The following is a 13342-nucleotide window of genomic DNA, read 5'->3' on the forward strand; positions in this document are numbered from 1 at the left end:
CCAAAAAATTTCAACCATCGACTTACCGACAAATCGAAACTGGAAATGACTTGGGAGATTAAATGGAGAATCATCAATCGATTGTATTAAACGTGACAAAATATGCATCAGTGTGCAAGTGAATTTCATCACTAATAGCAAGAAGATTAGTAATAACGCTAATAATTAGTAAGAAGTTATTGATTAAAAATTTCCATTTTGGAAAATACTATTTTCCAATTAATCCATACATTCCATCATCCAACCCAATTAAAATTAGCGGGTTAACCCTCACAACGTAGCGTATCTCATGACCAAATATGTCCTTTTTAGTTTCTGGATCGTCCTTATTTATCCTTTGGGTGTCGACCTTCATTTAACCGGCATTCCCTATATTGCCGCAGATTTACATGCCAATGAAAGCCAACTCCATGTGGCATTCTCCATCTATTTAGCGGGTATGGCATCCACCATGCTAATTGCGGGATGGTGTGCCGACCATATCGGTCGCAAACCCGTCGTGCTAGCTGGAACGACTATTTTCGCGATTGCATCCATTATTGCGGGAAATGCGACTTCCATTGATACCTTTCTCATCACTCGGTTCTTCCAAGGTATTGGTGCAGGTTTCTGTTATGTCGTGACATTCGCTATTTTACGCGATGTATTACCCCCCCAACGCCGTACCAAAGTGCTCGCCGCAATGAATGGCGTGACCTGCATTGCACCTGTGCTGGCTCCCGTCATTGGATTTGCGATTTTGCTCATTTACCACTGGTCAGTGATATTCTATTTTATGGCAGGGTATGCGGTTATCAGCATGCTATTTTGCCTAATCTCGATTAAAGAAACGAAGCCCTCTTCTGCATCATCAACGAAACAATCAAATGCCCAACCGGCGATAGAAGAAAAGCTATTTAACACTTTCTTTGTTACCCGTTTGATTATCTCTTGCTTTGGTATGGGCGTAATCCTGACTTACGTTAACGTTGCGCCGATTATCTTGATGGAAAATCTGGGTTTCACGACGGGTCAATACTCCACTGCCATGACGTTGCTGGCGATGGTCAGTATGGGAACATCGTTCTTAATGCCGAAACTCATTTCAAAATTTAATAGCCGCTCGCTGCTAAATACGGCGTTAAGTTTATTTTTGATTAATGGCGTACTACTTTCAGTCTATCTGCTCGCACTTCCCCATTTAGCTCTGTTGTACATCGTATTTGCCTTCTGTGGCATAGGTTTCTCCATGCAGTTTGGCATTATTATGAGTCAAGCCTTATCTCTATTTGCGAAAAAAGCCGGTATTGCCAGCTCCGTTTTAGCTATCTCACAATTAAGCTGCGCCTCAGCCTACATTTGGATGATGGGTGTGATGGGTGTCCCTTCAGTGAGTATGCTGTTAATTATCTTGATTGCAGCAGGAATGATTGGCATGGTGTTACTCAGAATACCGACTACGCAGGTCAACCAACAGGTCGCTACATGTGAATAAGCAATTGCATCGATTAGACTTAAATTTACTGGTTATTTTGCAATATTTAGTGGAAGAGCGCAGTGTAAGCCTTGCCGCCAAACGGCTTGCTATTACCCCCTCCTCCGTCAGTAAGTCATTGTCTAAACTACGCCAATGGTTCGATGACCCGTTATTTATCCGCAGCCCGCAAGGGCTGCTTCCAACCCCATTGATGCATCGTATTGAAAAATCACTGCCTGAGTTTTTAAATTTATCTCACTATATTGCAGAGATCAGAGACACTGAAAAGCCACGAGGAATGACGTTTCGATTAATGATGGAAGCGCCCTTAAACCTCATCATGCTCCATGATTTATCCCTGAATATCCTCAATCAATACCCAGAATCCGAGGTCATTGTGCGAGATTGGGACTATAACTCGTTAGCAGCGCTGATCGCGGGAGATGCGGATATCGGATTAGTGGGTCGTGAAAGCTTCCATTCATCCAAAGAGTCTATTAATCATCTACCTGACATTCTGAACTTCGAAGTGTTATTCACCGATAAACCTCTGGCGTTTATCCGCAGTGACCACCCTATTTTGCAAGAAGAATGGACATTAGCGAATTACTTAAAATATCCTCATATCAGCACTGAATTTGGCAATCGCATTCCATGGGCCCTCGATGATTTACTGGAAACCATGGGGTTTCATCGACCCATTCATCTATCCTTCTCTACCTTTGAACAATCACTCTTAATGGCCTCTCGACCTGAGCACAACCTCATCACGAGCTCGCCGGGTTATTGCCAACACTATGTTAATGATTTTAATCTTGATTTAGTTTGTCGCCCTCTGCCTGTCGATGACATTTTATATCAGCAACTCGAAATCCCTTTCTTGATGCTGTGGCACAAACGTAACGCGTATAACTCAAAAACCTTATGGCTGAGAGAACAAATCAAAAACAGCATTCTTAACTTTGTAAATCCATAAAAAAACGCCATGGCAAGGAGTATGAATTGCCACGGCGAAAACAAGGAACGAAGAAACAGAGAATAACGGAATACTAGCCTTGGACTGCTTTAAAACGAGGATTAGTTTTACAAATCACATAGATACGACCACGACGACGCACAACTTGGCAATCAGGGTGGCGCTGCTTAGCGGTTTTTAATGAGCTGAGGACTTTCACGGTAACTCCTAATAAAACAAATGTAATGTTATAATGTAACAATAATGGAATTAAAATCATCCCGCAATCATTTTTTGGGAAACTTTTGTATAATTAAGCCATTACTGACTCTCTATCATTATTTATCAAATAGATACATTTCTATTTAATGAAATAGACCAATTTGAGGAAGATGAAATGTATTACGGCTTTGACATGGGCGGCACCAAAATTGAGTTGGCAGTATTTGACCAAGCACTCAATCAAGTATGGCAAAAACGCGTTCCTACTCCAAAAGATGATTACCACGCATTACTCAATGCGTTTCGCGATCTCACCGCTGAAGCAGATGCACAATTTAGCTGCCAAGGTAAAATTGGTATTGGTGTTCCAGGTATCGTTAATCACTCGGAAGGCATTGTATTTACAACCAATGTGCCAAGTGCACAATATAAACCCTTCATTCACGACCTCACTAACCTCTTAAATCGCCCAGTAAAAGTTGAAAATGATGCTAACTGTTTTGCACTTTCTGAAGCCTGGGATCCTGAATTCAAACGCTACCCTAGTGTACTCGGATTAATTTTAGGTACCGGAGTCGGTGGTGGATTTGTGATAAACGGAAAAGTGCTATCCGGAAAAAACGGGATTGCAGGGGAAATTGGGCACATGAATATGAGTGTTCGTGCTGCTAAGTATCTCGGTGATACTGTTCCGGAAATCGTCTGTGGTTGCGGTCAAACCGCGTGCTTTGAAACCTACCTCTCGGGTCCTGGTTTTGAACGTATTTATGCGGCATTTACCAATGAAAAACGTTCAGCTATCGACATTATTCAGTTATATCAACAAGGCGATCTAGCTGCTAAACAACATGTTGAGCGCTATATGATGGTGCTAGCCATGTTTATGGGCCAAGTGATTACTGTTTTTGACCCTGATTTGGTCGTGATCGGTGGTGGCTTATCGCAGTTTGATGAAATTTATCGCTTATTGCCTGAAATAGTCCCGCAATATTTATATGGCATCGCCAAAATGCCTGCCATTGAAAAAGCGCGTTACGGTGCCTCCGGTGGTGCTCGCGGCGCCGCGTTCCTGAATCTCGTCGACTAACTCCCCGCTATGACATCTCTACTCCAACAATTATAAGGAGTAGAGGTGACGAACACCTCAAAATAACAAAACGCAATTGAGAATCGTTATCAGTTGTGTTATTTTCAATGAAACTCAACAATAATCAATGAGTTAAACGTCTTACGCGATTCAAGGTCACTGCACAGAATTAATCATAGAAATCAGCGAGATATTGCAAAAATTTAGACTTAGACTAGTCCTATGTTGTTCGTTTGAAAAGTGCTTATGATTAACCAAATTCTGCTCATTTTTTGATAAATGTGCCATAAAAAACACAGGTAAAGGTCACTCACACCGCCTAACAAATGTCGACAAAGGTCATCATCCACGACCTCACTAAAGAGAAAAACTAATGAGTTTGTTTTTAGAGAATTGCCTGACTTTTCCTACCATTATCTTTAGCGGTTTACTCATTATTGTCCTTTTTTACTGGTTGTGTGCTGCTTTTGGTTTGTTAGATATTGATTTATTTAATATTGATACGGAACTAGATGCAGAGGGTATCGACCTCACTGGCTTCGCAGGTTGGCTCACTAAATTAGGTTTAGCGGGAATTCCCGTTACTATTATCTTGACGCTATTTACCCTATTTGGCTGGCTCATTAGCTACTTTGCTGCGCATTTATTTCTCCGATTCATCGATATGACCCTACTTCGCTACGCCGTCGGCGTAACGCTACTGGTGATTACCGCATTTATCTCCCTGCAATTGACGGCAATCTGCCTACGACCTATTCGTAACCGATTGGTTAACCTCAACAAACCAAAAACTGTCCATCAGTTAATGGGGAAGCTGGCAACCGTACGTTCCGGCACGGTAACCGAACAAAATGGGGAAGCCGTATTAGAAGATGGTGGTGCAGGGCTCATTTTGCAGGTTAGAGCACCTAGCGCCGACAATATCAAACGCGGCGATCGCGTCGTGATTATCAGCTATGACCCACAATCCCACAGTTACCAAGTCGTAACTGAAAATGAATTCCGACAGTAAAAACAAAATATAAACCACTTTGCTAATTAATAAAGAATGACGACATCGTCAGAACCCATGGAGAAGAAATATGGATTTGGCTGAATACATGCCTTTTTTAACGGTTGTTGGGGGAGTGATAATCATCATTCTTGGGTTTTTTGGCTTATTTAAAGCGTTCTATATCAAAGTCCCTCAAGGCACCGCCCTGATTGTCAACGACATGTCGTCACAACCTAAAGTCCACTTTACAGGGGCATTAGTGTATCCCGTTATCTACAAAAAAGAGTTTATGCGCATTTCGTTGCTCACTCTGGAAGTCGACCGCCGTGGTAAAGACGGTTTAATTTGCCAAGATAACTTGCGTGCCGATATTACCGTTGCCTTCTATTTACGCGTGAATGAAACCACGGAAGACGTATTAAAAGTCGCTAAGGCTATCGGTGTTGACCGTGCATCTGACCATCAAGCCGTTAGTGCCTTGTTTAGTGCTAAATTCTCAGAAGCCCTGAAAACAGTGGGCAAGCAATTTGAATTAGCTAAGTTGTTTGAAGACCGTCAAAATTTCCGCGACCGAATCGTCGATGTAATAGGCAAGGATCTGAACGGCTATGCTCTCGAAGACGTAGCAATCGACTATTTAGAGCAAACACCGAAATCTGCCCTTGACCCCAATAATATTTTCGACTCCGAAGGTATTCGTAAAATCACCGAAATTACCGCTATCCACAACATCGAAACTAACCAAAAAGAGCGAGATCAAGAGTTAGCCATTCAGAAAAAAAATGTGGAAACCCGCGAAGCCAGCTTGGCATTAGAGCGCCAACAAGCCGATGCTGAAGCTCGCCAAAAACGTGAAATCGATAATATCCGCGCTCGCGAGCAAGCAGAAACCTTGCGCGTTCAAGAAGAAGAACGTCTCAAGTCCGAGCAAGCTCGTATTCAAACGCAGCAAGAAATTGAAATTCGCGAAGAAAACCGTATGCGTGAAGTCGAAGTGGCTCAGCAGAACCGCACTCGTGCTGTCGCTATTGAAGAAGAACGCGTTAACCGCGCTCGTGAACTAGAAATTGTTGCACGTGAACGCGAAGTTGAGTTGCAACGTATTGATAAAGAAAAAGCATTAGAAGAAGAGCGCAAAAATATCTCTAACGTGATTCGTGAGCGTGTAGCGGTTGAAAAAACTGTGGCTCAAGAAGAAGAGCGCATCAAAGAGGTTCGTGAGATTTCTGAAGCGGAACGTATGAAGCAAGTCACTGTGATTAACGCCCAAGCGGAAGCTGAGGAAGCCTTAGTCCGTCAAGTGAAAAGAGCTGAAGCCGATGAAGCGAGTGCCAAACACCGCGCAGAAGAAATCAGCACCATGGCACAAGCTGAATTGGAAGCATCCGCGAAACAAGCGGAAGCGAAAAAACGCTTAGCCGAAGGAATTGAAGCCGAGCACGCGGCATTAGGTTTAGCCGAAGCTCGTGTTCGCCAAGCCACAGCCGAAGCTGAAGAGAAAGAGGGTCTGGTTCAAGCGAATATTACCGCAGAAAAACTGTTAGCCGAAGCCCGTGGTCTGAAAGAAAAAGGCTTAACCGAAGCCCAAGTGATGGAAGCCAAAGCCCAAGCTGAACGCGAGCAAGGTCTTGCTGAAGCGAAAATTCTGGAAGAAAAATTGACCGCTCAAGCCCGCGGTGAAGAGCAACAAGCGAATGCAAAAGAGAAACTGGGCTTGGCTGATGCCAAAGTTCTGGAAGAAAAACTGGCCGCTCAAGCGCGTGGTGAAGGTCAATTAGGTGCAGCGCAAGCCGAAGTGATTCGCCAACGCCTGAAAGCCGAAGCTGACGGTCTGACAGATAAATTCCAGTCAATGGATCACCTCAGTGATACAGCTCGCTCACATGAAGAATTCCGTATGCGTCTTGAGAAAGAGTTTGAGCAATCTATGGCATCCATTGAAGCGAATAAAGAAATTGCTCGCGAACAAGCGGATGTGCTGGCTGCAGCACTGAGCAAAACCAACATCGAAATTGTCGGTGGTGATGGTAACTTCTTCAACACGTTCTCCAAAGCACTGAGTTTAGGAAAAGCCGTTGATGGCTTTATGGATAAAAGCAGCTTTGCCAAGGAAAATCTTGAAAAGCTGGTAAACCGCGCCACAGAAGAGAAGAAAATTGATATTGCATCCTTACTGCAAAACCCTGAAGTGAAAGACTTAATCAATGGGTTTATGGCAGCAAAAGGCGCAACGCAAACAGCAAAAAATGTCGTCAGCAAGCCCGTTTCTTACGATGATAATCAACGCTAATCCATCAATATTTTCGCTTTTCAGGTAAGTTTTATACCTCAATATCGTCAAGTTACAGTTTATCTGTGACTTGACGTTTTATGAGCGTATCTCTTTTTAAGACCAAGGAAATTCGTTAAACATGTCAGAAACCCAAGATGTGAATCGCGAACAGGAAATTCTCGACAATGCCGTAGCAGAAGGTGGCGCGTATGAAATACTGCGCAGGCGCCTGACAGAACAAGGGCAGCAACTTCATCAAAAAGCGGCGCAACTGAATGACAGCCGACTGACTGAATTTGGTCAAAGCCAGATGGACATCATCGGGCGTATCCGTGTTCGTACTGAAAATAATTGCCAAGCCAGAGACATTGTTCGAGTCGGCGATTGGCTACTATTTGGCTATAACGTTTTTCTTGGTTTAAAAAAAGAAACGCACATTGAAGATGTTTTTTCACTCTACCAGCTCACTGAAAATGAAGGCGATTTTGATGTAGATGCTGTTCCTTATGAAGGCACCTTCCTCAGTGACACCCGCTTTGTTCAGGATTTTACTGAGCTCTACACCTATTACAAAAACACGCAGTTACTTCAATTAGTCGAACGCGATGGCAAGCTGTTAGCGAGCTTTCAAATTGGTGATCGGTTAACGGATGTGCGGGTTTTCCGCTGGTCAATTTCCAGCGATAAATCGCGTATTGAATACATCGATAATCGCGGTGAACGAGACATTGCCTTACCGCCAACCAACGATTTCGAATGGGTGCGTACCACACGAGAAAACACCGTAAATGGGCGCTATCCTCATATCAATATTCTCGATACCGTCTTTGTAGAAACGATTGGCGGTGACCTGACCATCAAATGTGAAAACAACACGGAAGATGGGCTAGGCATATATCGCGAAGCGGTACTTGATAAAAACCAATCCCTTGATGACGCCCAAATTGAATACGCACAGACTGGCAGCCTGATTTTACTCAAAATCCTGCCATATCGTGAAGAAAGCTGGCGTTATTTGGTTTACAACATCCTGAACCAAACCGTTCAGCGTATCGACGCGATTGGACAAGCCTGTGTACAGCTTCCTGAAGATCATGGCATTATTTTCCCAGGGGGCTACTACCTGCAAAATGGGGAGTATAAAACCTTTGAGCAGCCAATGGATGGGATGCGCTTTCGTCGCTTACGTCGTTCGCCCAATGGGGAAGATGTACTATATGTATTTTACTCCCCCAACCAAGGTCGTATCGCCCTTTTCAACTACAATCTGATTGAACGTAAACTTGCAGTCCCATTAATCGGGCATGGTTATGCCATGCTAGAAGATGGCAAGATGGTCTTGTTCGAAGGGGAAAGTGATGAAGCCACCCGCGTTCACCCCATGCAAGTATGGCAAACGCCTTTTTATTCTGACGAGTTTGCAGACAAACAACCCGCTCGCGGTGGTTTTCTTGGGCGTATTGGCAACGCAGATTTAGTCCGTGGAATTTCCGAAATTCTCCATATCGCCAAAGAAATTGACGGTAACCACGTGTCAGTTTCACGCTACGAACAACTTAGCCAACAACCCAAAAACTTGCTGGATATTTTCTACTGGTTTAATGACGAGCAGTGCTTAGGCATTGGCAAGTTATTAAAAGAAATAACCCAAACCAGTGAGCTGGTTCTCGACGAGTATGAAAAAGTCGAAAGTATCCGCCAGCAATCTGCAAAATCCATGAATGAGGCAATCACTCGCCAAAAATCCTTACTTTCCCTCACGTTACCGGAAGGATGGACGGATATTCAACAATTTGTGGATGGATTAAATGCCTTAAATACCCAACAAGGACACCTGATTTCCCTACGGGAATTCCGCTATATGGATCTCACGACCCTCAGTGAGATGGAAACAGAAATTACTGACGCTCAGCAGCGTGTTTCTCAAGCTACCGCACAGTTTCTTGCCAGTGATAAAGCTCTACAACCGTTAAAAACTCAGCTGGCTACCTTTGAAGAGCAAATAGACAAGGCACAGACGAGTGCTCAGTTAGACACGCCAATGAATGACATGGAAAAAATGTCAGCGGATTTGGATATGCTCTCTAACTTAATGGTATCGCTGAGTTTCGATGATGTGACGCTACAAACACACATCATTGATGCCATTTCACAGATTTATGCGCAATTAAACCAATCTCGCGCTCGTCTACAACAAAAACGCAAATCCCAAACTAGCGTTGAAAGTGTGGCTCAATTTGGGGCTCAATTTCGTTTGTTTAGCCAAGGGATCACTAACGCACTCTCCCTTGCGACCGACCCTGAACGTTGTGATGATCAGCTATCTCGATTACTGGTTCAATTAGAAGAGCTAGAAAGTCAGTTTAGCCATCATGATGAATTTCTTGATGATATTTTAGCGAAACGCGAAGAGCTGCTGGAAACGTTTGAGTCTCATAAACAAACGCTCATTGATGACCGCCAACGTCGTTCACAGAATTTACTCACTGCCGCAGACCGATTATTAGAAAGCCTTCAACGCCGCACTGTACGCTTGCAAAACCAAGATGAACTGAATGCGTTTTTTGCCACCGACCCACTGGCACAGAAAACCCGTGAAATCATCGAAAAACTTCGGGAAATCAACGATAACGTTAAAGCCGATGATATCGATGCAAGGCTCAAAGCTTCCCGAGATCAAGCTATTCGTATTCTGCGAGATAAAACCGACATCTTTGAAGATGGCGGTAACATCATTAAGCTGGGTCGCCACCGTTTCAGTGTTAATACACAAGAGCTTGACCTCACTATTTTACCGAAAGATAACCAATTGTGGGTCTATCTCACGGGCACCGATTTCCAAGAGCCGATTGATAACGCTGAACTCGCGACCTTACAACCTTACTGGACAGCAAACCTTGAGTCTGAATCCGACACCGTTTATCGCGCAGAATACCTCGCTTATTCCATCATCTATGCGGCCGCAAAACGCCAAGATGGTTTAGATTATGACACCCTAAAGAGTGCCCTTTCTGTCCCCGAGAAAATGGATAAATTGGTTCGTGATTTCGCCGCCCCGCGCTATAAAGAAGGCTACGAAAAAGGGATCCATGACCACGATGCCATTGCTATCTTGAAAAAGCTGATCCCTATCGGTGAAAGTGCTGATTTACTGCGTTTCAATCCAACCGCTCGCGCTATTGCCGCCATTTTTTGGCAGCATATCCAAAATCAGGAATACCCTGCTCAGTGGCCTGAGCGAGCAAGAACCGCGATGAACATTCGTCAATTATTCAATAACGATGACGCACTTCTCGACCTTCAAGCAGAGATCGAAGCAGGTATCAGCTTATTCTTGCAAGATAACCCCATTGATTGCCAACTTCACCAGCAAGCTCAAGCCGCAGAATATCTGAGCTTTGCCTTAGCCAGAACGCCAATTGAGCTGATATACAGTAAGTATGCACGAGACTTAGTGAGTGCACTGCAAACACGTTTAGAAGACGCGCATATGTGGTTGGATTTTAACCGTTCACAACAAAACCTTGGTACACGTTATGCCCCACGCTGGGCATTACTGCAAAATTGGCTGCAAGGGTTATGTTCTATCGAGGAGTTTGCCCACCTACGCCCTTATATTCCAGGTGCGATTGCGATTATTATCTTAGATAAAATGGCATCCGCACGTTATAGCGAAGCCGATTTATACTTTAAAGTCAGTGGGCTACTAGGCGATCACCCCACTATCCATAACCAAACTCTCTCGCTAAGTCTGGATGACTATTTCAGCCGAATGCGCGAACAGCGTAAGCAATTCATTCCTGCATTTCGTCAATACCAAGCTTTGCGCCAACGTATTGTCAGTGAAGAACGCAGCCGCCTAAAACTCCATGAGTTCAAAGCGAAACCACTCAGCTCATTTGTGCGTAATAAACTTATCAATGATGTGTATCTGCCGATCATTGGCGACAACATGGCTAAGCAGATTGGCGCCCTTGGCGAAAATAAACGTACCGATTTAATGGGGCTATTGCTGATGATCTCCCCGCCGGGCTACGGTAAAACGACCTTAATGGAGTACGCGGCTGACCGCCTTGGCCTGATCTTTATGAAAATTAATGGTCCAGCCCTTGGACACGATGTGCTGTCTCTCGACCCAGAGCAAGCCCCCAATGCCACCGCTCGACAAGAGTTAGAAAAGCTCAATCTTGCCCTCGAAATGGGTAATAACGTGATGCTGTATGTGGATGACATTCAGCACACTCACCCTGAATTCTTACAGAAATTTATCTCCCTGTGTGATGGAACCCGCCGCATTGAAGGGGTATGGAAAGATAAAACCAAAACCTACGATATGCGTGGGAAAAAATTCTGCGCCGTGATGGCTGGTAACCCATATACCGAATCTGGCGAAGTATTCAGAATCCCAGATATGCTGGCTAACCGTGCAGATATTTATAACCTCGGCGAGGTATTAGGCGGCATGGATGATGCTTTTGCACTGAGCTATATTGAAAACAGCCTGACATCCAATCCTGTATTAGCACCACTGGCGCTGCGTGATTTAAACGACCTATACTTATTGGTGGATAAAGCCATGGGTAAATCCGTTTCTACCAATGCGCTCAGCTACCCCTACTCCGATGCCGAAATTAATGAAATAACCGCCGTTATTTCCCGCTTGCTAAGCTTGCGTGATGTCGTGCTGAAAGTGAATCAACAATACATTGCTAGCGCTGCACAGTCTGATAAATATCGAACTGAACCCGCATTCCGCCTACAAGGTAGTTACCGGAATATGAATAAACTCAGTGAAAAAGTTTCGTCGGTCATGAATGATGATGAACTGGAAAGATTGTTGGATGACCATTATCTCGGTGAAGCACAGTTACTGACGACGGGTGCGGAAGAAAACTTACTCAAACTGGCAGAGTTACGCGGTAGACTCAGCAAAGAAAACTCCGCTCGCTGGCAAAAAATCAAGAAAGATTTCTTGCGAAACAAAGCATTAGGCGGTGATAATGCCGATGTGGGCGATCGCGTAGTAACCCAACTCGCTCAATTGGTTGAAAGTGTACAATCTCTTGGACATCGATAATGAAAACTTGGTTAAGCCCGCGCATTAAACTGCTTATTACTCTTGCGGGTTTACTGATAGCGATTCAAATCGTCAATAGCTTAAGTGGCTATTCACTTGTCAGTTTCGGCATCCAGCCGAGGACAACCCATGGGCTGGTGGGGATTATTTTTGCCCCACTGATCCATGGCGATTGGGCTCATCTTCTCAGTAATTTGCCCCCATTACTGATTTTAAGTGCTTTACTCCTACACGATTCCATCCGGAAATACGCTTATGCCAGCGCCTTCATCATTGTGATTGGCGGTGCCATCGTTTGGCTTATCGGCAGAAATGCACTGCACATTGGCGCTAGTGGCTGGATTTTTGGGCTATGGGGTTTGTTAATTGCCCAAGGCTTTTTTCGCCGAAAATGGCTAGACATCGTCATCGCCCTGTTGGTGCTGTTCTATTTCGGTGCAATGGCAAGCGGACTATTGCCCGCTCATCAAAAAATTTCCACGGAATCCCATATTGCAGGTGCGATTGCAGGGATTGCCTATGCGTGGATAGCCAATAAAAAATCGAAAATAGCGCAATCTGCTAATTCTCCGAAGGGCGCGCCAAAGTAACTCGATATACACAACGCCCCGCGCCATCTAGTAGATATTGTTCCCGCTCAACATGGACGCTTTCCCCTAATACTTCACGGAATAATGCAAGCTCGGAGCGGCAAAAATTTTGACACGCGGTCGCCGCTGCGCAGATAGGGCAATGGTTTTCAATAAACAGCCAGCCATCCTCATCATGCTCAACTTTTGCCATATAACCTTCTTCGCTACGCACCTCAGCTAATGCCGTTAAGCATTTCTCTAATGGTAACCCTTGGCAACGTGCTAAATATTTACTGCGACTCTCCGCTTCTCGCTGCTCAATCAGTTTTTCTAGCCCTGACTCACCAAAAATAGTTTTTACTGAATCTATTAACTGCAAGGCGAGCTGAGCATGAGTATCAGGAAAACGCTGATGCCCCAATTCTGTTAATACCCAATTTTGTCGAGGACGACCCGCACCTGACTGAGCCATACATTGAACTCCCTCTACTAGCCCTAATGACGTCAACTTTTGGACATGCTGGCGAGCCGCTTCCCCCGTTAAATTCAGATCATCTGCAATGACGGAGGTGGAAATAGGTCCTTTCGTTTTAATGCAAAACAGCACCTTATCCACCGCCTGAGTCAGATTTAGATTATCAAAGTAATTACTTGCTTTATTCATGGTGTGATTTTATTATCCAAGTCAATACTTGGATAATACCTCT

Annotated in this window: 9 protein-coding genes; 7 read left to right on the top strand and 2 right to left on the bottom strand. The window is 44.3% G+C overall.

Annotated features, from left to right (window positions below; genetic code table 11):
• Positions 1-289 precede the first annotated feature (289 nt).
• Both PR766_RS15640 and yidZ read left to right on the top strand, forming a co-directional pair.
• The gene (locus PR766_RS15640) at positions 290-1474 is read left to right on the top strand and encodes an MdtL family multidrug efflux MFS transporter (protein WP_154635891.1); all 1185 of its coding nucleotides are present in this window, start codon (positions 290-292) and stop codon (positions 1472-1474) included.
• Positions 1467-2432, top strand: coding sequence for an HTH-type transcriptional regulator YidZ (gene yidZ / locus PR766_RS15645; RefSeq protein ID WP_006663252.1), 966 nt, complete (start codon positions 1467-1469; stop codon positions 2430-2432). The genes PR766_RS15640 and yidZ overlap by 8 nt, the downstream gene beginning before the upstream one ends.
• A 73-nt stretch (positions 2433-2505) precedes the next feature.
• Here yidZ and ykgO read toward each other — a convergent pair whose 3' ends face one another.
• Complete coding sequence (gene ykgO, locus PR766_RS15650; RefSeq protein ID WP_006660624.1) at positions 2506-2631, bottom strand: type B 50S ribosomal protein L36; 126 nt, start codon at positions 2629-2631, stop codon at positions 2506-2508.
• A gap of 177 nt (positions 2632-2808) precedes the next feature.
• Here ykgO and nagK point away from each other — a divergent pair, with 177 nt between their 5' ends.
• From nagK to PR766_RS15675, 5 genes are all read left to right on the top strand, one after another.
• Positions 2809-3720 (top strand): N-acetylglucosamine kinase, encoded by a 912-nt coding sequence (gene nagK, locus PR766_RS15655; protein WP_154635894.1) that lies wholly within the window; start codon positions 2809-2811, stop codon positions 3718-3720.
• Between the two features lie 373 nt (positions 3721-4093).
• Positions 4094-4732: an OB-fold-containig protein gene (locus PR766_RS15660; protein ID WP_006660626.1), complete on the top strand. Its 639-nt coding sequence runs from the start codon at positions 4094-4096 to the stop codon at positions 4730-4732.
• Between the two features lie 70 nt (positions 4733-4802).
• Complete coding sequence (locus PR766_RS15665) at positions 4803-7004, top strand: flotillin family protein (RefSeq protein WP_036966961.1); 2202 nt, start codon at positions 4803-4805, stop codon at positions 7002-7004.
• A gap of 121 nt (positions 7005-7125) precedes the next feature.
• Positions 7126-12063 (top strand): DNA repair ATPase, encoded by a 4938-nt coding sequence (locus PR766_RS15670; RefSeq protein ID WP_154635895.1) that lies wholly within the window; start codon positions 7126-7128, stop codon positions 12061-12063.
• A complete protein-coding gene (locus PR766_RS15675; protein ID WP_154635896.1) occupies positions 12063-12653 on the top strand; it encodes a rhomboid family intramembrane serine protease in 591 nt (196 codons plus the stop codon). Before PR766_RS15670 ends, PR766_RS15675 begins: the two co-directional genes overlap by 1 nt.
• Here PR766_RS15675 and PR766_RS15680 read toward each other — a convergent pair.
• The gene (locus tag PR766_RS15680; protein ID WP_036978811.1) at positions 12625-13299 is read right to left on the bottom strand and encodes a helix-turn-helix transcriptional regulator; all 675 of its coding nucleotides are present in this window, start codon (positions 13297-13299) and stop codon (positions 12625-12627) included. The genes PR766_RS15675 and PR766_RS15680 overlap by 29 nt on opposite strands.
• Positions 13300-13342 lie beyond the last annotated feature (43 nt).

It is taken from the genome of Providencia sp. PROV208 (genome assembly GCF_028479465.1).
GTDB classification, from domain to species: Bacteria; Pseudomonadota; Gammaproteobacteria; order Enterobacterales; family Enterobacteriaceae; genus Providencia; species Providencia alcalifaciens.

Bases quoted from the DNA above. Each gene is read 5' to 3' on its own strand.
- PR766_RS15680 (WP_036978811.1), bottom strand. From the start codon at position 13,299: ATGAATAAAGCAAGTAATTACTTTGATAATCTAAATCTGACTCAGGCG.
- PR766_RS15660 (WP_006660626.1), top strand. From the start codon at position 4,094: ATGAGTTTGTTTTTAGAGAATTGCCTGACTTTTCCTACCATTATCTTT.
- PR766_RS15640 (WP_154635891.1), top strand. From the start codon at position 290: ATGACCAAATATGTCCTTTTTAGTTTCTGGATCGTCCTTATTTATCCT.
- PR766_RS15675 (WP_154635896.1), top strand. From the start codon at position 12,063: ATGAAAACTTGGTTAAGCCCGCGCATTAAACTGCTTATTACTCTTGCG.
- nagK (WP_154635894.1), top strand. From the start codon at position 2,809: ATGTATTACGGCTTTGACATGGGCGGCACCAAAATTGAGTTGGCAGTA.
- PR766_RS15665 (WP_036966961.1), top strand. From the start codon at position 4,803: ATGGATTTGGCTGAATACATGCCTTTTTTAACGGTTGTTGGGGGAGTG.
- PR766_RS15670 (WP_154635895.1), top strand. From the start codon at position 7,126: ATGTCAGAAACCCAAGATGTGAATCGCGAACAGGAAATTCTCGACAAT.